Origin of the sequence: Vibrio gelatinilyticus (assembly GCF_022836845.1) — a bacterium.
In the GTDB taxonomy this organism is placed as follows: domain Bacteria; phylum Pseudomonadota; class Gammaproteobacteria; order Enterobacterales; family Vibrionaceae; genus Vibrio; species Vibrio gelatinilyticus.
In genome coordinates, this window is sequence record NZ_JAJNNZ010000005.1 from 1 (window position 1) to 23235 (window position 23235).

The following is a 23235-nucleotide window of genomic DNA, read 5'->3' on the forward strand; positions in this document are numbered from 1 at the left end:
GTTTAACGTTTTCAAAAACGTAACGTAATGGATGATATCTAAGCGAGTGCCAACTCTATAGCTGCTTGGGCATGCAGTTCTGTGGTATCAAACAAAGGCACAACTGTGTCTTGCGGCTGAACAAGCATTGCAATTTCCGTACAGCCTAATATCACAGCTTCTACACCCCGCTCTCTTAAATCATCAATTACGACCAAAAAATCACTTTTGGACACTGAATTGACTATACCATGGACCAACTCTTGATAGATCACATCATGGATTAGTTTGCGTTGGACGCCGTTGGGTACAACGACCTCTATACTAAAATCGTCTATCAATCGTTTTTTGTAAAAGTCTTGTTCCATCGTGAAAGCCGTGCCCAATAAACCCACTTTAGTAACGCCAGACTGAGCAAGTGCCTTTGCTGTCACATCTGCAATATGAAGGAGTGGGATATTCAAGGATTGCTCTATTTCTGGTGCAACTTTGTGCATTGTATTCGTGCAAATCAGGAGAAAGTCAGCCCCTCCGACCTCAAGCTTCTTAGCCTCTTTTGCAAGGGTTTCAGCTAACCCGAGCCAATCTCCTTGTTCTTGTTTTTCAGCGATAGATGAAAAATCAACACTTCGCATCAGAACCTCTGCCGAGTGATGGCCGCCAAGTCTCTTTTTGACTCCTTGATTAAGCGCTTGATAATAGTGGGCAGTTGATTCCCAACTCATACCCCCAAGCATACCAATAGTTTTCATTTAGCCTCCCGCATATTTTGAAAACACATTTAGACTTGATGGGTAACTTAAGCAGAGCAATGGAGGGAGCGCAAGTATTGCAGTATCTCAATACAGAGAAACGGAAGCTAACAAGCGTTCTCTGATGTTTAAGAGCACTGCTCGCTAAACACAGAAAAAGCGAAGCCGATTGGCTTCGCTTTAGTTAAGGCAGTGGTATTCGTGTTCTATACGACTATGCGCTTAGAAGAAGTATTTGAAACGTACACGTACGCCAGTGTCTTTATCTTCAGCAAAATTTTGTTGTACTGTCTTGTCGTCCACTTTCGTGTGGTATGCACCTAGGTAGATAGAGAAATCGTCCACAGCAAGTACATCAGCGAACTCATACGATGCGTAAAGCGTATCAACATTTACTTTACCGTCCGCGTATGTGCCAAGTTTGTTTGATTCATATTCGTTCTCTGCCCAAACATAACCAAGACCGAAACCTTTAAACAATGCGTTTACGCCTACAGACATGTTGTTCTCATCAACTGCGTCCATGTACGCAAAGTTAGCGATTAGATTCCAGTCACCAGCATTGTAGTTCGTTGTAACGCCATAACCTGTACGGTCTGCGATGTCGACAAGCTCACCGTTTGCACCTTTTACTGTAACAGCATCTTTAACAAGGCTTGTTTCTAAAGACGCTGCAATGCCAAAGTTACCCATTTGGTAACCCACTACTGGACGTAGCAAGATGTTGTCTTTGCTATCTTCGATTGTTTGCCCGTGGTATTTACCATCAGCAAACAGGTTCGAACGGTCACCAATCATAGAAGCTAGCTCTAGGTATAGGTTGTTAAACGATTGACTGTACATAATTTGACCATCTGCGCCACGACCACGCGCTTCTTTCATTTGGTAAACGTAAGCTTCACCAGATACAAGAAGATCATTCGAGGTATCACCAGAGTACTCTAGGAAAGTATCTTGACCCACAGGGAACATGTCGAACGCTTCAAAGCGACCCATACGTACGTTCCAACCATCTTGGGCGCCAAATGCAAACCACGCATCATCAAGATTAACGTTGCCGTCACTGCCCATTAGTGGCTGAGCTTTCAATTGGAATACGTGGCCGTTAGTGGTGTAACGCTCACCAGCAAACTCAAGTAAAATACGACCTGTTTGGTTGAATTCATTACTCTCTACAGACTCACGGTCTTGGAAGTTGAAATCAAATTCAACATCACCACCGATAGAGAAGTTGCCTTTTTCGTTGTCCGCAATGCTGATACCAGCGTTTGCACCCATAGCGACAGAGATCAGCGAAGCAGCTAGCGATAGCTTAAATACATTTTTCATTATTAACCCCAAGGATTGTTATTTAATTCTTATCTTTAATTTTCGATTTACAGTGAATGAAGCAATTAAATCATTCACTCGTCATATCAATCAAAAATTGGAAATCATGTTTTAGTGAACGAGACAAATTCTCGCCAATAAAACATTGTTCATCAATCCTAATAAATTGAAAATGCCTATCTAAATCACACTTTTATAAAAACCAAAAAACACAATAAAATCAATAACTAAAGCATAAATAAATATGTATTTATCTTTAAAAACCTTTTATTATATTTTTAGATTGAACTTTAAGGGAAATTGCTACCTTTTAGTGAGGTTTGTCACACAAACTAATGGTTACAATAATGCAAACTGGTGTGCGATTTATTAACAATTACGGAGGGTATACAACAATTATCTTCAATGGGGAGACTTGTTAGTGTGGCGTTAAAGTAAAGCGCGTTACCTTTCTTGCCTAAGTCGCATTCTTGTTGCGGTAACAAGATCAGTTTTAAGTAGGTCTGTAGTTTTTGGTGTAAAGGAGGCTGGCTAAAATAAAAACATAGCGTGGAAAATAGCTAGCGGAGTGCCTGGCAAAAAAAAAACCTAGTATCAACTAGGCTTTAAACGTTTATTTTGATCTACTAGCCGGTTACCACAAGATGATCGAGTAATTCATCAGGCGACTCCCAGCAATACACAAACTCGTCAATTCTTCGGCCACAAGGAGAGTCCCCTTTCTGAGCTCTTACTTTCACTCCACCAATAGACTCATAGAATCGAACGGCAGAAGTGTTCTTTTGCAAGACTTCTAAAAAAATGCCATTGTCTGGATAATAGTTCTGTACCCACTGCAAAGAGTGGGCCAGTAGCGCCTTTGCCAGGCCTTGCTGCTGTGCCGAGCGGCTAATATGTAGGTTGTCTATGATGGTGCCAAATTCGGCGCTGTGGTTGCCAAATAAACACACAAAACCAAGTAACTGTCCTTTATCCTCAGCGATCACACAATGTTGACTAAAAGGAGGGTTAAGTAGTCGTGTTTGCCAAATCACCGTCTTGTCATTAAGAACGTGCTCATCTAGGTAATTCTGCCTCATCATTCCCTGGTATGCGGCTTGCCAACTGACTGCATGCAACTCTGCAATGCGCTGGTAATCAGAATATTCTGCTAGTTTAAATTCCATTTAATAGTGCCTACTGCTTTATATTGCTTCCTTATTCAAATTCTATACTAATAAAATTAGGCAACTTTGCAAACTATGCTATTCAACAATGAGAGATAATAACCAATATCAGTGCATAATAACTCGAAAAAGGCCAGTCTCAGCATAAATACTTGTCGAACAAAGCACTTTTGCCCACGACTCGCCTTAACAAAGTTCGCTCTAGATCATCACGTTTTTTGTAGCATGAACTGCATTGAACGAAAAAGAGAGCCAATTGGCTCCCTTTTACGTTCAATGACTGAGTTAGCTAATACTATCACCAAAGTTTTCCAAATAGAGAACTGTCGCTGCCGTTCGAGACGGAACCTGTAGCTTTCTTAGCAAACTTTTCATGTGAACTTTTACCGTTGACTCCGAAATAAACAAACGGTCGGCGATCTGCCTGTTACGGAATCCTTTAGCGACTTCTTGAAGGATTTGCATTTCACGTTCTGTCAGGGTTGTAAATACATCATCTGCATTTGAACGCTGCTCTAAGTATTCCTTTACGGCATGACTAAACACTTTGTTGCCTTTATCTAAGCTCAGCAACAGGCCAACCAATTCATCAGGTTCAGTGTCTTTCAAAAGATAACCGTCGGCACCAGCCTTAATTAACGAGTCAATATCGGCAGGGCTATCAGAAACCGTTAGAATAACAATATAGCCTTGAAAATCATCTTCTCGTAATGCTTTTAGTGTATCGAGACCCGACATGCCTTTCATATTGAGATCAAGAAGAATTAAATCTGGCTCTTGCTCTTTGGCTATCGCGACTGCGTCCGCACCATTACTGGCCTCCCCTACGACTTCAAATTCCTCTTCGAAGCTCAATAACTGGCCAATTCCACGACGCATTAATGGGTGGTCATCAACGAGCATGACGCTAAATTTATTCACTTAAAAGCTCCTTACTTCTTTGAAAAGTCAAAATAACTTCACAACCAGAATCTACTGAGGTATTAACATTAAGCTTAGCATTTAGCCTAGCCGCACGTTCTTGCATGATACTCATGCCATAGTGGTCATGCTTTTGGATATCTTTATCAAAGCCCACCCCATCATCAATGACACTGACAGTAACCAGACCTTCTAAATTTTCACTACATCTAACCGCAATACTCGTCGCATTGGCATGTTTCATTGCATTAAGTACTGCTTCTCTAATTAGCTGTAATAAATGTACTTGGTGATTAGCACTCAACTCTAAAGATGAAAACTCATTTTCAACTTTTATTCGTGCATCTGTCTGTTGATTCAACTGACTAAGCATTTCTGTTAACGCTTCACCAAAGGTGCCCTCTTTGATCGAAAGCCTGAAGGTCGTCAGTAACTCTCGTAATTGCGTATAAGCATTGTCTAGGGCGTTTTTTATTTCCCCAACCACCTTTGATGAACGACTGTTGTTTGCATCTTCAATATCTTTAGAAAGTGAGCGATTAAGTAAGGTCACTTGTATTTTTAAATACGATAAAGATTGTGCCAACGAATCATGCAACTCTCGCGCTATGGTGGCTCTCTCTTCCATCAAAATGAGCTGCTCGCTTTGCATTTGAGCTTTATTATAATAAACAGCTCTAGACAGTATTCGAACAAAATTATCCATTAATTTATCATCTGGGCAGGGCAACGAATATTGGAACCTCAAATTGCCCAAACTTTGGCCAGCTAACTCTAGGGATTTATTTTTCTCGTTAGCATCGCACACAAAGTGACCTTCACTGGCAACCCAAGGCTTACCTTCTTCCTCATAAACCTTTAGTTCAACACATTCTATGCCTTCAATACTTATAATATAGCGTAATATTGCTTCAAAATTCTCTTTAGATATTCGTGTACCCGACAACTCTTGTGATGACTGATAAAGCACTTTCAGTGACTGGTGGGCATGCTGGAGTTTATGCGTTTTCTCATTTACGGCATCTTCTAGCCCTCGATAAAGTTTGCCTAAATCGGTTGCCATGTCTTGAAAAGCATCACCCAAAATGCCCATTTCATTTTCAGACTTGAAGTCCAAGTTGACATCAAAAGAGCGATTTTGAATTTGCTCACTAGCAGATACCAGCATATTAAGTGGTATTACGACTTCGCGACGTACAAAAAGCACCACATAAACGGCAACGAAAAGAATGCCACCAAGACCAAGACCACCAGCCCATGCCAAACGTATCTGTTTTTTCTCTGAATGTCTTTGGAGCTTAAATACGAAATGATCGATACGATCAACAAAATCAGCCACAAGCAATAGATACTGCTCTTTCTCATCACTGCTCAGTACTTTCTTTAACTGGTGCCAGCGAGTAATCAATTCATAGTAATCTTGAGTGATCTCTTTGGGAACATCCCAGGATTGGAGCGCTTTCATCGAAGGTGAATATAGCGAACGTTCAAACTGGTCCACATGAACCAAATACAAAGACGACTGAGACTGCATATCATGAGCCAATCGGTAACTTTGCATCCGCATCGAACCAGATACATTCACAGCTTCCGCATCCGTCAAACTAGAGGCTAATGTGAAAATCGCAAAGCTGGTTGTTGCAATTGAGAGGGTTAATATGAGCATCATCGCTTTCGCGATAGTCCCGGTTACCGATTTTGTGGCCCTGTTCATATGCTATTTATCTCGTAATCCCTTTTATTCTAATCATACCAGAAGGTTGCCAGTTCACACTATGGTGAAGTATCGCTGCTAATTTATTGATCCAAAACAATGTTGCACTTCAATTACCTACAAAGAGGTATTTATGGAATTGTTACCAAAATTACAATTTATGTATAGTAAAATTAAAGAATATTAACGGGGCAATTCTCGAATCAACGGTTATCGATGTTTCGCAGAATCAAATCATTGGCGCGATAAATGATAGATCAAAGTAGACGACGATTTTTTACACGCAAAGCACTCGACAAGGAAGTCGCTAGACTGCCCTGGGTTGCGAATCTCGCCACTTTTACTGAACTGTGCACTCGTTGCAATAAATGCATCGATTCATGCGAAAACAACATTATTGTTGCTGGGGATGGTGGTTTTCCTCTCGTTAACTTTAATATTGATGAATGTACTTTCTGTTATCGATGTGCAGAAATCTGTCCAGAGCCTATATTTAAAGGTATGGATGAAAAACCTTGGACAGCAAAAGCAAAGATAAATGACTCCTGTTTGGCATACAAAAATGTAGAGTGTCGAAGTTGTGGTGACCTATGTGAGCCTATGGCCATCACGTTCTCGCTACAAGCTGGCGGTGTTGCCAAACCAAAGATAAAGCTAAGCGATTGCACAGGGTGTGGCGCATGTGTTTCGGTCTGCCCTACTTCATCGATAAACGTAATAAATACCTGATACCACAATGAGAAAATCATATGGCACTAAATGAAGTGCATATTTCTAGCTTAGTCGTTCATTGCTTACCCGAGCACCTGACCGAAACTAAGACAGAAATTGAAAAGTTTGAAAATGCGGAAATTTATGGCGACAGCCCTGAGGGCAAGATCGTCGTCGTTCTTGAAACTGAAAACCAAGGTTTTGTGACCGACACCATTGATGCAATCAATAATCTACCGAAAGTCCTAAACGTAGCTCTCATTTTCCATCAAATTGAGAAAGATCTAGACGACATGGACGAAGACACTAGAACAGACCATTCCCATATTGAGGGTGAAGTATGAAAATGACAAGACGAGCGTTCGTAAAAGCGAACGCAGCGGCTTCAGCAGCAGCAGTAGCTGGAGTTACGCTTCCTGCTTCGGCAACCAATCTAATTGCGAGCTCTGATCAAACAAAAATCACATGGGACAAGGCACCTTGTCGTTTCTGTGGTACTGGTTGTTCGGTACTTGTAGGGACTCAAAACGGTAAAGTTGTGGCGACACAAGGCGACCCTGAAGCTCCTGTGAACAAAGGCCTAAACTGTATCAAAGGTTACTTCCTTTCAAAAATCATGTACGGGAAAGATCGTCTAGAGCAACCGCTTCTTCGTATGAAAGATGGTCAATATCATAAAGACGGTGAGTTCACTCCCGTTTCTTGGGACGTAGCGTTTGACGTGATGGCCGAGAAGTGGAAGAAAGCACTAGAGAAACACGGTCCTACAGGCGTTGGTATGTTCGGTTCTGGGCAATGGACGGTGATGGAAGGTTATGCCGCGGCTAAAATGATGAAAGCCGGTTTCCGTTCTAACAATATTGACCCGAATGCTCGTCACTGTATGGCTTCCGCCGTAGGTGCGTTCATGCGTACTTTTGGCATTGACGAACCGATGGGCTGTTATGACGATTTCGAAAATGCGGACTCTTTCGTTTTGTGGGGTTCGAACATGGCAGAGATGCACCCGGTGCTTTGGACCCGAATTACTGACCGCCGTTTAAGCCACCCGCATGTAAAAGTGAACGTTCTATCAACCTACTACCACCGTTCTTTTGAGCTTGCTGATGAAGGCTACATTTTTGCCCCTCAATCTGACCTTGCCATTGCAAACTTTGTCGCCAACTACATCATCGAAAATGACGCTGTAAACTGGGACTTCGTCAACAAGCACACCAACTTTAAGCAAGCCACCACCGACATTGGTTACGGCTTGCGTGATACTGACCCTCTACAAAAAGCGGCCGCCAATCCTAACTCAGGTAAGATGTCTTCGATTACTTTTGAAGAATACAAAGCCTCTGTAGCCCCTTACACCGTTGAGAAGGCCTCTGAGATTTCAGGTGTCGCACCAGAAAAACTTGTCCAATTAGCGAAACAATACGCCGATCCGAATACTAAAGTAATGTCGCTTTGGACTATGGGTATGAACCAACATACTCGTGGCGTATGGATGAATAGCCTAGTGTATAATATCCACTTGCTCACGGGTAAAATCTCAACCCCTGGTAACAGCCCATTCTCGCTAACCGGTCAGCCTTCCGCGTGTGGTACCGCTCGTGAAGTGGGCACGTTCTCGCACCGTCTACCTGCAGACATGGTTGTGGCTAATCCGAAACACCGTAAGATTGCAGAGAAAATTTGGCAATTACCTGACGGCACTATTCCTGCCAAACCGGGCGCCCACGCCGTTGCCCAAGACCGTCTTTTAAAAGATGGTAAGATCAACGCCTACTGGGTTATGTGTAACAACAACATGCAAGCTGGTCCAAACATTAACACTGAACGTCTTCCTGGTTACCGTAACCCAGAAAACTTTATCGTGTGTTCTGACCCATACCCAACCGCTACAGCGCAAGCTGCGGACCTGATTCTACCTACTGCAATGTGGATTGAGAAAGAAGGTGCTTATGGTAATGCCGAGCGTCGTACTCAAGCCTGGTACCAACAAGTTGAAACGGTCGGTGAAGCTAAGTCTGACTTATGGCAAATCATGGAATTCTCTAAGCGCTTCACTATTGAAGAAGTTTGGGGCGAAGAGCTGCTTGCTAAGGCTCCTCAATACCGTGGCAAAACCATGTACGACATGTTGTTCAAAAACGGTCAAGTCGACAAATTCCCGATCACTGAAGCTCGTGATCTTAACGATGATGCTAAAGCGCAAGGTTTCTATGTGCAAAAAGGCCTGTTCGAAGAATACGCTGAATTTGGTCGCGGTCACGGTCATGACCTAGCACCTTACGATGTTTACCACACAGTGCGCGGCCTGCGCTGGCCTGTTGTCGATGGTAAAGAGACCAAATGGCGTTTCAAAGAAGGCTCAGATCCTTATGCTAAAGCAGGTTCAGGTTGGGATTTCTACGGCAAACCTGATGGCAAAGCACTGATCATCTCTGCTCCATATGAAGCGCCACCAGAGTCTCCAGATGCGGAGTTTGACATGTGGCTATGTACAGGCCGTGTTCTTGAACACTGGCATACAGGTACAATGACACGCCGTGTTCCTGAACTGTATAAAGCAGTTCCAGATGCTGTGTGTTATATCCACCCAGAAGACGCTAAGAAGCGCGACCTTCGTCGTGGGGATGAGGTTCTTATCGCGAACAAACGTGGTGAAGTACGCGTTAGAGTAGAGACTAGAGGCCGTAACCGTCCACCTCAAGGCTTAGTATTCGTCCCTTTCTTTGATGCACGGATCCTAATCAACAAACTGATTCTTGACGCCACTGATCCGCTGTCTAAACAGACAGACTTTAAGAAGTGTCCGGTTAAGATCACAAAAGTTGCTTAATTGAAACAAGTGTAAGTCTTATGGCCGCCTGGTTCTCCAGGCAGCCTCTCAAAGAATTAGCCAAATGGCGGAGAATAAAAAATGAAAAAACTGTTAGTCGCTATTCTTTCTGTAAGTGCATTGCTTGCCAGCGTAGTACAAGCAGAATCGAATAACCCTGGTGGCATCGGCGGTGTAGAGTCACTGCGCGGATCTTCACAGCTTGAAGAAACACGCCCAGCAGATGCTTTCAAAAAGTACCCTCGTGAGCAAGTTTTAGAAAGTAGCTATGTTTATCAGCCACCATTGGTTCCTCACAATATTCGCAGCTATGAAGTCTCTCTGAATGCGAACAAGTGTCTTGCGTGCCACAGCTGGAAAAACGCCAAAGAAATGGGCGCAACCAAAATCAGCGTAACACACTATGTTAATCGTGAAGACGCCGTACTTGCTGATGTCTCACCACGTCGTTACTTCTGTTTGCAGTGTCACGTTCCACAAGCCAACGCTCAGCCACTTGTCGACAACAAGTTCAAAAGTGTTGACGCACTCAAGTAAGTGAATTGTCACAAATAAGAGGCTATTTATGAAATTATTGAAAGCGTTTTGGAAGAGACTAACAAGTCCAAGTAAAGCAGCAGCTGGTGTTGTGTTGTTCATGGGTTTTGCTGGTGGTCTTCTATTCTGGGGCGCATTTAACACCGGTATGGAAGCAACGAATACGGAAGAGTTTTGTTCCGGTTGTCACGCTCCAATCGTAGCTGAAATTCAAGAAACAATTCACTACTCTAACCGCTCTGGTGTACGAGCAATTTGTTCAGATTGTCACGTACCGCACGAATGGACTGATAAGATTGTGCGTAAAGTACAAGCATCGAAAGAGCTGTTCGCACATTTTGTCACCAAAACTATTGATACACCTGAGAAATTCCAAGAACGTCGAGCACACCTTGCTGAACGCGAATGGGCCCGCTTAAAAGGCAATGATTCACTAGAATGTCGTAATTGTCATGAGTTCGAATTCATGGACTTCTCAGAACAGGGATCTCGCAGTGTTAAACAGCACTCGACTGCACTGGCAAGTGGCGATAAAACCTGTGTTGACTGTCATAAAGGTATTGCTCACAAGCTACCTGACATGCACGGTGTTGAAGGCTGGCAATAAGGAGCAATAAATGAGTACATTAGAGTCTGTAATTTGGCATGTTCTTGGGTATGCAGCGATGCCAGTTATTATCCTTTCGGGTTTTGCCGCTGTTGCCATTGTATCGCTTTGGTTTTTATCATTAGGAAAAGACAAAGAAGTGTAACAGCTGTTCCATGCTACTTGAAAAAACAGACGCTTTTAGCGTCTGTTTTTTTGTCTACATTTGATGGCGTCATATCGACTTCTTCGGGTTATTAATGTTTCGCATCAAACTTTAACCATGCGAGAAACACCGTTCCATAATGAAGGTCAGACAATAAGGGTTAGCGAAATATTTTACCCGTTTTAACATCTAAGTAGATCTTATCACTCGTTTCTAAACCACCACAGTAAGTAAAATACACATCGTCTTCATAATTAATTGACTTGACCCACCCCCCGATCTCAACGAAGTCGTGCGCTCTGCATTGTTTTTCAGCAAGAAGCAATTGCGTGGCTTTGATAAAAGCTTCATCATGCTGTGAAAAATCATCGGACTTTTCGATATATGAGATAATCGCTTGTGCCCACTGCTCGCTCTTCATACTGACAGGCTCATCATCAACCACGTCTAATGGTAACCACTGAGAAGTCTGCTCTCCATCATCCTCAAGTTGATAAATAGGTGCTATGCGTATCCAATCATCTTGATGACCGAGCGCTTCAATATGCTCCCCCAAATAGGCTGTCCCTTCAGACGGTGCTGTTGGACTTGGCTGCACTCGTATTTCTGCAGAATCCACTGACACGTAATAATCTTTTGGTTGTGGGGTCGAGCTGGATGTGGGTTCAACAACTTCGCTCTCAAGCGCTAGATTCTCAGCTTCATTAGAATCATTAGCATTAAGTAAGGTCTGCTGCACCAAATCTTGTTCGGGTTTGTCGGCTTGCTTGAACCAATAGTAAGCTACAGCAAGCCCAGCACAAATAATGAACGCGGACAGCACAAAGATCTTTTTCAAACTCAAATACCCTTTTCCTTGAATTAGCCTTATTTACCGACTATACCGAGTGACGTCAGTTACGCTACTATAAGTTATGTTACTTTGAGCCAATTTGATATAGTTTATCAAAATTATCATTAACCAATCGGTGACGCTTTGGGGGATTATCTATCACAAACTATTCAATATGTGTGTGATTCATATTTAAATCAGTAGTAAGCCAGTAAATAATTTCGCATACTGTATTTGATTCGATAAATGCTGTCTTAGTATCAATGCCTAACTAGTATTAACATTCGCACCTAAAACTCTCGTACCGAGTTTCAATTAGCCTAAAAATATTAATCAATCAATGCAAAGGAAGCATACTCAATGCCGTTAGTTAGTAAGTTAATCATTAGTTTGTTGCTATTCATTCCATTCTCGATTCAGCTCACTTATGCAGGCAATGAGCAAGACATAGAGTTTAAAACTCTGACAATTGGTGTTCATACCAAAAAAGCGCGTAAACACATAGAGTTTACTAAGCCTCTAGCCCAGTACTTACAATCTAAACTCGTTCATTTGGGTTATCGTCACGCAAATGTGGTGGTTTCAAGCGATCTTCAAGAGTTGGGTGAGTGGCTTACAACCGGCGAGGTTGACCTTATATCAGAAACGCCTTTTTCAGCACTGGAATTAAGAGACAGGTACAATGGAGAGTTTCTACTTCGACGTTGGAAAAAAGGCCACGCTGATTATCATTCTGTCATTTTCGTTAGAAAAGATTCTGAAATTAACACGCTGCAAGATTTAAAGAATAAGAAACTTGTTTTGGAAAACAACAGTTCTACATCCGGTTTCTACCTCCCTGTTCACGCTATTCTTGATCAAGGCTTACAGTTAGAGAAACTCGACTCTTTATCGACATCAGTCTCTCAAGATCGTATTGGTTTTGTTCATGTCGACGATGTTTTAAAACGGGCGAATGAGATTTCTTTGACTATGTGGGTACACCGTAAGAAAGTCGATGCTGCAGCATTTTCTAATACCAATTGGAACGACGTTAAAGATATGCCTTTGCATATACAAGACGAAATGAAAATCATCCATTCGACTGAAAGCTACCCTCGTAGTATTGTAGTCGTTAGAGCAAATTTGCCCAATGAAGTTAAAGATGCTCTTAAGAAAGAACTATTGCACGCTCACAAGAGCACAAGGGGCATCTCCGTACTACAGAATTATCAAGCAACGACTCGTTTTGATAACTTACCTGAAGATCAGGAGTATAACTTGGAACAAGTAAATTACTTTAAACAACAAATACAGGCTAAATGGGCATCTCATTAATGCGTTGGAAATTACGCCTTCAAGGGCAATATATGTTGGTGACATTTATGCTCGCTGTCACTATGACGTTGATGGGAGCTGCCGCGCACTTATGGCTATCTAAAACGCAATCAGAACACCTTATTCAAGAATTAAGTTTTCAAAACCAAAAAACCTTTAAGCAAGAATTGAGTAAGCGCGCTGATCAGATCTCTTCATATTTAGCCAAAGCCCTGTTTAATCCTCTATACACATACAATATCGAAGAGGCACAGATCCTGGTAGAGCCAGTATTGCAATCTTCAGAAATCCTAGAGCTCACTGTTTTCGATATTCATGGTAATGTGTTTTATGACGGCAATGAAGCACTAACTCTCCTAGGAAGTTCATTCAAAAGTAACAAAAAGATACAGCCAACCCTGCAATATGGTGCCACCTTACATTCATTTTCAAACACCACGCTAACGGTAGTGAAACCCATTTCAGCAGCGGATCAAATCATTGGTGGCGTTTACCTGAAAACGTCATTAGCACGAGTCAATAAAGACATCGAAGATATGTCTCAGCTCATTCTAGAAATCGAAAATAAAACCACCAAAAGACTCCATCTCGGCGTCGCGATCGCAGCCGCAATTATGCTTTTATGTTCGGCTTTACTGGCATCGATTATTGCACGCTCATGGTCAAGACCATTGCAAAAGTTGACCATTCAGACCGACGCTATTGGTCGCGGTAATTTCAACGTTGCTAAGGACATTGCCGCAGAGGCAAGGAACGACGAAATCGGAGAACTGAGTGAGGCCGTACGCTCTATGGCAACAAAGCTTGAACAACGCACTAAGAAAATCACTCACCTCGCGTACCATGATGCTCTCACTGAGCTACCTAATCGAACACGTTTTATTCAACACTTACAAAATACAATTAAGTCTTACCCCGCCACTTCTTTTTCGGTGTTGTTTTTAGACTTAGATGAGTTCAAAGTCGTTAATGATAACTATGGACACAGCAGCGGTGACTTTCTACTCATTCGTCTTGCAGAAAGGCTCACTGACTGCGCCAACGAAATCACTAATGACCATCCACTCACCATGATATCTCGAATCGGCGGCGACGAGTTTTTGATGCTTATCCCACACCTCAAAGCCCTGCAAGACGTTGATAGTGTTGTGAAAAAAATCTTTTCTGGGATTCGCTCTCCGATACTCATGGAAAATGAAGAACTCGTCGTTGGGGGCAGTATCGGTGTTGCACGTTACCCCTATAATGGCAAAACAGCGGATGAGCTCATAAAGCATGCTGATATCGCCATGTATCGCGCAAAAGCTGATGGTAAAAACACCCACAAACTCTTTACACCAACCATGTTTAAATCCGTCGTAAAGAGAGCCAATATAGAGCGAGAGTTAAGGCGTTCTTTAACTGACTTATCACAATTTGAGCTATGGTTCCAACCGCTGATCGATCTGAAAACCAACCGCATCATTGGCGCAGAATCACTGGTCCGTTGGAGGCACCCTCGATTAGGGCTTGTACCACCGGGGGACTTTATATCTATTGCTGAAGAGACCGCAATGATCTTGCCTCTGGGACAATGGCTCATAGAAAAGTTGTGTCATCAGCTTCAACAATGGTCGCCCTATTTTGATGATGGCTTCCATGTTTCGATTAATATTTCTTCAAAACAACTCTACCGCCAAAACTTGGTAGAGATATTTTCATTTTACATGGAAAAGTTCCAGGTGCCGACTCGCTGTATCCGTATGGAAATCACCGAAAGCCTTCTGTTACAAGATGAAGAGGAAGCGGAGAAACAACTCAAACTTATTCGAAACGCCGGTATTCAGGTCTGGCTTGATGACTTCGGCACAGGTTATTCCTCATTAAGCTACTTGCGTCGCTTTACCGTTGATGGCATCAAGATCGACCGATCTTTCGTACGCGACATAACAAGTGACCCTAAAGATCAACAGTTGATCCAGGCAATGATTGCAATGGCCAATAACCTTGATTTACTGGTTGTGGCTGAAGGTATCGAAACCGCAGAACAAGCTGAGCTGGTGTCTTCTTTCGGATGCGACATTGGCCAAGGATTTTACTATGACAAACCCATGCCTGTTGATAAATTTGTGAGTCGCCTGATCGACAAGCAAAAACCCAAAAACGTTGTGCATATCGATAGCCGAATGTGATGCAAATTGGCACAATATTGACATGGCGTTTGAAAATATCGATAGTAAAATGTCAATGAATCGTTAATCTAAACGAGAAGCACCTCATATAAGTATGTATGTATGCGAAAACCCGTCAGATGCGGCATTGTGTAAAGCTTAAATGAACCATAAAATCGGGTTTTTACGTCACCATAATTGTTACCATATTCATTAGATGTGAGTTTCATACCCACCTCTAGCTGAAGGAGAAAGAATGTCAGTAGCCAATCCAGCCGCTATAGACTCCAGTCGAACTTGGAAAATATGTCTATTACTCGCAGTTCTTGCGGTTGTATTTAGCGGTCTTTTTGATCACGATGTATGGACCCCAGACGAACCTCGCGTAGCCGCCATCATTCACAATATGTATCTTACTGGGGACTATATTATTCCTCGCTTTGCTAACATTGCCTTTGTTGAAAAGCCACCAGTATTTTTTGTTGCTTCAGCTCTTACTATGCACACCACAGGCTTAGACGCTGTAATGGCAGGCCGCTTAGTACTCGCTCTATTTTGCCTAGGTTCGCTCGCAGCAACGTACAGAATTGCCTTTTTGCTCAAAGGGGAGCAATACGCCTGGCTCGCTTTAGCGGTCGTAGGAACACTAGAAGGGTTTGTACTTAATTTCCACTGGCTTCGCGTCGATGCAGCACTCATGTTTACAACCATAGCGGCAACTTGGGCATTTACCGAAGCCTATTTGAGACAAAAACTTGGCTATCTCATCATCGCAGGAGCCTTTACGGGTCTAGCATTTCTGAGCAAAGGTCCTGTTGCCATCATTCTTTGCATAGGCCTTTCATGGATCCCGTTAGTACTACGTGGCCTGTATCTGCGTAAACAGTTCCCTAACGAGGCGCAAAGTACTGGCAAATTCATTCTCATGCATTTAGTTGGCATTTCGGTAATGTGTCTAGTAGCTGCAAGCTGGATTTACCCGTTTTATCAAACTGCCGCGCCAGAACTGTGGAAAGCATGGTTTTGGGACAATCAAGTTGGTCGTTTAACGGGTGAAGCCACCAGTACTCTGGGTCATAACAATGCCGGCAAGCCATTTTACTATGTTAAAGGCATACTAGAGTACAGCTTACCCTGGACACCACTTATCGTTTTGTGGCTTGGGGCATTTGTCGTCAAACTCAAATCCCCTAGGAGCATTTCATGGACACAAGGCATGTTCGCTTTCTGGTTTACCCTGGCGATATTTATTCTTTCGTACTCAGCCACGAAACGCTCGATGTACCTCGCACCATTGATGCCATTATTTGCTCTTATGATAGCCGAAGCTGCGCAGCGATTTAGTGGCAAATGGTTCGACTGGTATCGACGTGGGTGGCTAACGCTAATGTCGTTTATACTGCTCGCTTTTGCCGTCGTTCCACTATGGGCAGACATGTTGCCAGGACACAAAATTCCTGATTCACTCATGGCATGGTTGAAAACCTGGCACCTTGTCGCCTTAATACCGATATTTGCTATCGTATTAATGATTATTGTCGAGAAAAAAATGTGGCCACAATGGGCTAAGATGGCGATTATCACAGGGCTATTTTTCTCTAGCGCATTTACCTATCTGTTCCCTGCTGTCGATATAGCAAAAGACATGAAGCCAGATTTAAATGCCTTCGTCGAACAGATCCCTGAACAAGAAAGAGGTAAAATTGCCAGCTTTAAGTTTTCAGAAACTATGTCATCCATATTCTTCCTTTATCACGACTGGGCCGTACCGCGAGTAAGTAAAGAGCGAGCACAGTTGATACTCGATGGTAAAGATCCTGAATTCAAGTACCTGTTACTCGACCGTAGTAATTCACAAACAGAGATAGTTCAGTTTGCTGGTTTAGCGCAAGGGACGACATATACTGTGCTTGCTAAAGGCACGCCTCGTAGCGACAAAGTGAATGACGCTGTTTTTTGGTTAGCCCCGGAATAACTTCATTTCATCTAGTTCGAATACAAAGGGCAACAATTGTTGCCCTTTTTCTTTTTGGCTTGTTCGCATGCTGCTTGGCAGACTTCCTGCCTGCACCAAATGCGGTGGAAATTTCAACCAGTACACTTCCAAATTCTCATCTGACACGCAAAAATGTTTCTCTTTCGCCTTAATCAAGTTACGCTATCAATTCTAATGGAAATATTGAGCGGCGTGTTAGATCTACTATTAACAACGTCCAATGCTCTCAATGAATTTGCTTCGTCAAAGTTCGCCAACGGAATTAGGACTTTTCATGATACAACCCCGCTTTTTTAGGATTGCCTGTATACTGCAGCTCGCTGTCACGTCTTTGAGTGTCTACGCCGTCCCTACTGGCGTCAAGTCACGAGTCGACAGGGTGGAAACACCAAACCAAGTACAGGAATCAATGATTCTGCCCTACTTATTTAGCACTGAAACAATGGGACTTAACGTTGGTGTTGGTGGTATGGTCAAAGGTTTATATCAAGATCAAATGACTATCGGTGGTACCGCCTTTGCCGGTGAGGTCAGTCAGGGGATCGCGGGGGGTGTTTGGAACTTTAAAATCCCCGGAACTGAGCGCCTTTTTTTTAGTGCCTACGGGATGTTGGGCTACTACCCTCAGCAACGAGCCTATGCAGGCGGCGGCTATGAACCTATCCCTCCTGGTGTTCCCCTTCCTGGCAGTAACGATTCTTTGAGCTCACAATTTTATCAAGGTGATGGTGCATCGAACTGGTTCGACTTCAAAATGGAATACGTTTTGCCTATTGGCGCAACACGTGACGCAGGTATGGTCGACTATACCATACGTAACGGCTTACTCGTGTCTGCACCCAGTGGTGGTAAAGAGTGGAATCCAGCGACAAGCGGCTCTACTATCTTTGTGATGCGGCAGTTTAATCGATATCAATCTTTTGATACTGGAGACCGAACTGGTGATGGTACGATTCACGCTGTTCAATTAGGGCTGAAATACGACAACACCGACTTTGCAATCAACCCCTCTTACGGTAGTCGACAGTTTATCGGCGTATCTCATGACTCTGCTTGGTTTGACTCTCAGGATAAGTGGTCTTTCTACGAATTCGATGCAAGTAAATTCTTATCATTTGGTGCATCTGATTGGGCCTCTCAACGCATCCTCGCCCTTAACATGTGGACAGGATACTCTCCAACCTGGAATGTCGTCACTGATAGTCAGGGAAACCGCATGGTAGAAGGTGGTGCTCCGTATAACGAAGGCGCTACGCTAGGTGGCTTCACTCGTCTGAGGGGCTACGATATGAGTCGTTTCCACGACAAAGCCGTATTATACGGCGCAGCGGAATATCGCTACACTCTTGATTACAACCCGATGAAGAGCCTGCCCTGGTTGGATTTTCTAAGAATTGACTGGATACAATTAGTCGGGTTTGCTGAAGTGGGACGTGTGGGGGAAGCTTATACCGCGAGTGAGTTACTCACAGATCTCAAATACGACTATGGTGTCTCGCTGCGCGCACTACTAGCCGGTTTGGTCGTCAGAACCGATTTAGCAAAATCGCCTGAGAGTACCAACTTCTGGATCATGGTTGATCATCCATTTTAATTTTAGTGATAGGTGCAAGGCTCTCCTCTTGCTCCTATCACTCACTCCTTTATACTGTTTTTTGTCGTCCGCCTTTTGATAACATCGCTAAAATTCTACTCACGACCCTTTTAATATCTTGTAATATCACATAAAGACAAGGCACCAATATCAATGTTATTACGGTCGCGTACATCACCGCAAAACCCAGCGCAACAGCCATCGGTTTAACAAAAGCAGCCTGTAGGCTTGTCTCAAACATAATTGGTAACACACCAAAAAACGTTGTGATTGACGTTAAAGTGATCGCCCTGAATCGCGCGCACCCTGCTTCAATCACGGCTTGTTTAACGTCATCACACCGTTCACGAATTTGATTGACATGGTCGGTCATAACAAGAGAGTCGTTGATCACCACTCCCGCAGCCGCAATCAGCCCAAAAGTCGACATCATACTCATATCAAGACCGAAGGCGAAATGCCCCCAAATAGCACCGGTTAAGCTGAATGGAATCACAGACATAATGATAAATGGCTGGGCGTAACTTTTTAGTGGCACTGCTAGTAGAATATACACGGTAATCATACCGGCAATGAAAAACACAATTTGTTCAGCCTTTTGTTTTTGCTGTTCTTCTATGGTGCCTCCTAGCTCTGTTTTAACATTGGGATATTCACTTTCAATTTCAGGCAATACCGTTTCTTCAATGTTCTTGACTGCCTGCTCAGGTTCTACTACCAATTCATCTATCGAACCATAGATATACACCGTTCTATATCCTCCTTCTCGACGAATTTGATTGATACCAGGCTGGTTGTCTATGTTCACCACATCGCCAAGCATCACTTTCTTGCCTGTTGGTGTGGTTATCAATGCGTACCGTAACGAAGAAAACGCTTCTCGTGTAAGCTTAGGGTAACGAACCATTACCCGGACTTCTTCGGTATTACGCACCAATCGCTGAGCTTCACCACCGTAAAAGCTCCCTCCCACTTGAGCGGCAATAGTGGCTAAGTCCAAGCCAAGATCATAGGCGACAGGCTTTAGAGTCAATCGAACCTCTTGAGTCGCTGCATCCATTGATGAACTAACATCATACAGTCCCGTCTGTTGTCGTAACTTCGCGATCAATGCCCTGCCCGCTTCATTGAGGGTATTAATGTCAGAACCATAGAGTAAATATCCAAACTCATCACCATCTTCACCCCCGGTCACATTATCAAGGATAACAATTGATTTTAATCCGGCTATTTCTGGTAATTCATTTCGCCACCGACGCGAGAGTTCAAATGCATTAACGGGCCTCACCGACTCTTCGACCAATGGGATGATCAATCGCCCTTCCGTTCTGCTAAAGTTCAAGGTCATCATATCGCGTACAGCAGGCATCCCAAACTCATCCGTAATATCGGCATCCACTTGCTTTACCACGGATTCCAACAGTAGTAGTGCATCGATCGTTTGGGAATCAGAAGCATTGCTGTTCATCACTATCTTGATGCTTGGAAAATCCGAAGGCACTTTAGGGCTAGGGATCATTCGTACATGCCCTGCCGTAACGATCGCCACACTCACGACAAGCAAAGTCAAAAAAGCCGCTAATACAGACCACCGCCAGTCAACACAAAAAGTTACCGTACGTTTATATGGTCCATGAACAAACTCGAAAAAGCGTTTATTAAAACGTGCTCGAAAACTATTAGGTTTGATCGGTGGAAACTTGGTGTGAGATAAGTGCGCAGGCAAAATCAGCTTTGACTCAACCAAACTAAAAATCAGACAAAAAATGACCACCAGCGACAATCCGAAGAAGAATGCTTTTTCTGGCCCCGAGGAGAACAAAAATGGCACAAACACAGCGATGGTGGTAAGTACACCAAAGGTAGCAGGGGTCGCCACTTTTTGAGCCCCTCGCACCACGTTTTCTATGCCATCGCCATTTTTTTCTATTTCAGTATAGGCGCTTTCACCAATGACGATAGCGTCGTCAACAACGATACCTAGCACCATAATAAACGCGAATAAGGTAATGATATTCACACTAACATCAAATAGTGGCATCATCATGACTGCGCCAAGAAAACATACTGGCAGCCCAATCATCACCCACATCGCTAACCTAAATCGCAAAAATACGCTTAGCAAGACAGCCACTAAAATCGCGCCCTGGAGCAGATTTTTAAGCATCATATCTAGCCGGGCATTAAGGTAGTACGTCATATCCATTAACGTATGCAGTTGAATTCCATGAGGCAATGTTTCATTTCTCGCCTCAATGTACTGATTGACCGTCTTGGCTACGGGCACCATATTTTGAGATTTTGTGGCTTTTACCGACAGATAGATGCCGTTTTCACCCGAGAACTTAAAGTAATGTTGCCCTTCCGTGAATTGGTCTTTAACCGTGGCAATGTCTCCAACCAACACTTTTGCACCATTGGCGCCAATTTTTACTGGGATCTGCCGAAATTCAAAACCATTGTAATACTGGTTTTCGATTCGAATCGATACCAAACCGGTGCTGGTGCGTACTTGCCCTGCCGAGAAGTTTGCAGAATAACGTTGAATCGCATTAACAATATCATTCAACGTCAGATCGTACTTGCGAAGATCGTCGGGATGAACTTCAATAGCAATTTCATCGGGTGGCGCACTCACTTCTACCAAAGACACATCACTAAGTTGAAGAAGTTCCCGCTCTATTTGCCTAGAAAGAACTTTCAATTCGTTAAGAGACGTATTGCCAGATAGCACCATTCCTATCACATTTTGCTTGAACTCTAATTGAGTTACTTTGATCGGCTCCATGGCCTTCGGGAAACTGGCAATTGAGTCGACCCGTTGCTTCACTTTGTCCAACACAGCAAGCAAATCGGCTTTGGTATCAATCTCCAGCATGATTTGCCCACCCCCCCGGTTGACCTCGGTGACGGCTTTTTCGATCTCAGTGACATCTTTTAAAGCTTCCTCGACCTTAATGAGAATACTCTCTTCAATTTCTTGGGCCGACACACCAGGGTGAGACGCGGAAACGCGAATGTAATTTATCTCGAAATTTGGGAACATTTGCCGTTGAATGAGAAAATAACTCACCGTACCCATAATCAAAATAAACGCCATGAGCAAATTTGCAGCCACCGAGTTATTAGCGAATAGAGCAATAATGCCTTTGGGCAAGGGCTTATTCATCATCAGGCTCCCCGATTGGTTGCCGTATTCCGGTAATGCTTACTTTCATTCCTACCTGGGGGAATTCTGGAGGTGTGAGCACCAATCTATCGCCACTTTCTACGCCACTATCAATGTAGAAGTAGGCCTGCTCTTGTCGTATTACATTGACTTGCTTAAAGTACAAAGTGTCATTTTCATCGACAAGCCAAACGCGATCTCCTTTGACGAGTTCTTGAGGAACTTTAAATACATTGGGAATGGTCGCGCCGTTAAATTGAACTTCAACATACGATCCAAACGGAAGGCCTGCCGCTTTAGTATCGACCGCGTAAGGATCGGCAACACGCACAACCATATTGACCATGCGAGTTGCGCTGTCGACGATACCTAGGTCTCTAACGATGACTCCGTCACGCATTACGTCGATGCGCCCCTTAGAAAGCACTTTGGCCCGCGTTCCAATGATATTTACAGGTAAAAAAGGACTATCAAAGCCCGCTATAGGCAACATGATCTCCGCGGACTCGATGCTATTGATCATCGCTACTTGGGTCCCGGACGTCACAAACTGACCGACGCCTATCGTTCTCGAGACAACCAAAGCATCATAGGGGGAGAGCACTTTACAATTATCCAAGTCTCGCTTGGCACGCTTTAGACCTGCTTGAGCAGATTTCACTCTGGCTTCGGCACTTAGAACTTGCGGCTTACGCAAATACAGCTCAGAGACTTGTCTATCTTTGATTTTCTTGGCTTGCTGCTCCGCCACTTTTGCTTTAGCACGTTCTTCGATTAATGCTGCTTTGGATTGAGCAAGTTCAGCTTGTGCTTGAAGGACAGCAGCCTGGTAATTGTCGTCTTCAATCGAAAATAGAATGTCTCCACGTTTGACGACACCACCGGGAACAAAGTTTGGATGCCAACTAAGCACTTCACCCGAGACTTGCGTCGATAATGCGGTGACTTCTAGAGGTGCGACTTCTCCAAAACCGGTTATGGCTACTTGATGGGTAATAGGTTCAAGCAGAGCAATATTTACGCTTGGTGCCGCATCCACCGCCTTAGTTTTGATTGTCTCAGGTTTGGTCATTTGAACTACACTGTACCCAATAGCACCTAGACCAATGATCCCTATAGGCAGAATCCATTTTAAATGTCGCTTCAACATCTCTTTTCCTTGCTGCTTTAATTTCTAACCCAGTGTTTGAATATTCGCTCAGCTGTAACCATTGTAACTATTTACGTGCTATCCGTATGTAAGGTTTTCTCACACATCCAATTTTTTCTTATCGCTTAATACGTTACTGGTGCTTATAGACGTACACCTTTGATAAAACACGCTACCCATATCGTTCTAGGATCACGCTGTACCCGAAGCAGTTACCGCTCGAGAAATTTCAAATACAGTCGCCAGACAAAGTATTGCTCATCATTGAGTAGCCCATATTCGTGTTAATCAATTGATTACTCATCATTGTCCCCCAGAACGCTCAAGTTATATCGA

General features: G+C 43.5%; 18 protein-coding genes. 10 read left to right on the forward strand and 8 right to left on the reverse strand.

What is annotated here, in order from left to right:
* Positions 1-38: 38 nt before the first annotated feature.
* The 5 genes from LNL84_RS07855 to narQ form a co-directional block, all read right to left on the reverse strand.
* Positions 39-731, reverse strand: coding sequence for an aspartate/glutamate racemase family protein (locus LNL84_RS07855; protein ID WP_244356640.1), 693 nt, complete (start codon positions 729-731; stop codon positions 39-41).
* Positions 732-953: 222 nt separating this feature from the next.
* Positions 954-2060: a carbohydrate porin gene (locus LNL84_RS07860; RefSeq protein WP_244356642.1), complete on the reverse strand. Its 1107-nt coding sequence runs from the start codon at positions 2058-2060 to the stop codon at positions 954-956.
* Positions 2061-2686: 626 nt separating this feature from the next.
* The gene (locus LNL84_RS07865; RefSeq protein ID WP_244356644.1) at positions 2687-3226 is read right to left on the reverse strand and encodes a GNAT family N-acetyltransferase; all 540 of its coding nucleotides are present in this window, start codon (positions 3224-3226) and stop codon (positions 2687-2689) included.
* 285 nt (positions 3227-3511) lie between these two features.
* A complete protein-coding gene (locus tag LNL84_RS07870) occupies positions 3512-4129 on the reverse strand; it encodes a response regulator (protein ID WP_244356930.1) in 618 nt (205 codons plus the stop codon).
* A gap of 10 nt (positions 4130-4139) precedes the next feature.
* Entirely contained in the window at positions 4140-5861 is a 1722-nt protein-coding gene (gene narQ, locus LNL84_RS07875) for a nitrate/nitrite two-component system sensor histidine kinase NarQ (protein WP_244356646.1), read from the reverse strand.
* Between the two features lie 249 nt (positions 5862-6110).
* Between narQ and napF the strand changes: the two genes are divergently transcribed.
* From napF to LNL84_RS07905, 6 genes are all read left to right on the forward strand, one after another.
* Positions 6111-6590: a ferredoxin-type protein NapF gene (napF, locus tag LNL84_RS07880; RefSeq protein ID WP_244356648.1), complete on the forward strand. Its 480-nt coding sequence runs from the start codon at positions 6111-6113 to the stop codon at positions 6588-6590.
* Between the two features lie 20 nt (positions 6591-6610).
* Entirely contained in the window at positions 6611-6916 is a 306-nt protein-coding gene (locus LNL84_RS07885) for a chaperone NapD (protein WP_244356650.1), read from the forward strand.
* Positions 6913-9402, forward strand: a complete 2490-nt coding sequence (gene napA / locus LNL84_RS07890; protein WP_244356653.1) for a periplasmic nitrate reductase subunit alpha — start codon at positions 6913-6915, stop codon at positions 9400-9402. Before LNL84_RS07885 ends, napA begins: the two co-directional genes overlap by 4 nt.
* An 81-nt stretch (positions 9403-9483) precedes the next feature.
* On the forward strand, positions 9484-9939 hold the full coding sequence (locus LNL84_RS07895; protein ID WP_244356655.1) for a nitrate reductase cytochrome c-type subunit: 456 nt from the start codon (positions 9484-9486) through the stop codon (positions 9937-9939).
* Between the two features lie 28 nt (positions 9940-9967).
* A complete protein-coding gene (locus LNL84_RS07900; protein ID WP_244356659.1) occupies positions 9968-10546 on the forward strand; it encodes a NapC/NirT family cytochrome c in 579 nt (192 codons plus the stop codon).
* A 10-nt stretch (positions 10547-10556) separates the two neighbouring features.
* Positions 10557-10691, forward strand: coding sequence for a TIGR02808 family protein (locus tag LNL84_RS07905; RefSeq protein ID WP_244356661.1), 135 nt, complete (start codon positions 10557-10559; stop codon positions 10689-10691).
* Between the two features lie 160 nt (positions 10692-10851).
* On the opposite strand, the gene LNL84_RS07910 is transcribed toward LNL84_RS07905, so the two are convergent.
* The gene (locus LNL84_RS07910; RefSeq protein WP_244356663.1) at positions 10852-11535 is read right to left on the reverse strand and encodes an SH3 domain-containing protein; all 684 of its coding nucleotides are present in this window, start codon (positions 11533-11535) and stop codon (positions 10852-10854) included.
* 348 nt (positions 11536-11883) lie between these two features.
* On the opposite strand from LNL84_RS07910, the gene LNL84_RS07915 reads away from it, so the two are divergent.
* The 4 genes from LNL84_RS07915 to LNL84_RS07930 all read left to right on the forward strand — a co-directional run bounded on the left by LNL84_RS07915 (position 11884) and on the right by LNL84_RS07930 (position 18580).
* The gene (locus LNL84_RS07915) at positions 11884-12840 is read left to right on the forward strand and encodes a phosphate/phosphite/phosphonate ABC transporter substrate-binding protein (RefSeq protein WP_244356665.1); all 957 of its coding nucleotides are present in this window, start codon (positions 11884-11886) and stop codon (positions 12838-12840) included.
* Positions 12840-15011 (forward strand): EAL domain-containing protein, encoded by a 2172-nt coding sequence (locus LNL84_RS07920; protein ID WP_244356666.1) that lies wholly within the window; start codon positions 12840-12842, stop codon positions 15009-15011. The genes LNL84_RS07915 and LNL84_RS07920 overlap by 1 nt, the downstream gene beginning before the upstream one ends.
* Positions 15012-15246: 235 nt before the next feature.
* Positions 15247-16965, forward strand: a complete 1719-nt coding sequence (locus tag LNL84_RS07925; protein ID WP_244356668.1) for an ArnT family glycosyltransferase — start codon at positions 15247-15249, stop codon at positions 16963-16965.
* A gap of 295 nt (positions 16966-17260) precedes the next feature.
* Positions 17261-18580 carry a BamA/TamA family outer membrane protein gene (locus LNL84_RS07930; RefSeq protein WP_244356670.1) on the forward strand — a complete coding sequence of 440 codons (1320 nt, stop codon included), beginning with the start codon at positions 17261-17263 and terminating at the stop codon, positions 18578-18580.
* Positions 18581-18629: 49 nt separating this feature from the next.
* Here LNL84_RS07930 and LNL84_RS07935 read toward each other — a convergent pair whose 3' ends face one another.
* Positions 18630-21749 (reverse strand): efflux RND transporter permease subunit, encoded by a 3120-nt coding sequence (locus LNL84_RS07935; protein ID WP_244356931.1) that lies wholly within the window; start codon positions 21747-21749, stop codon positions 18630-18632.
* Entirely contained in the window at positions 21742-22899 is a 1158-nt protein-coding gene (locus LNL84_RS07940) for an efflux RND transporter periplasmic adaptor subunit (RefSeq protein ID WP_244356672.1), read from the reverse strand. Before LNL84_RS07940 ends, LNL84_RS07935 begins: the two co-directional genes overlap by 8 nt.
* Positions 22900-23235 lie beyond the last annotated feature (336 nt).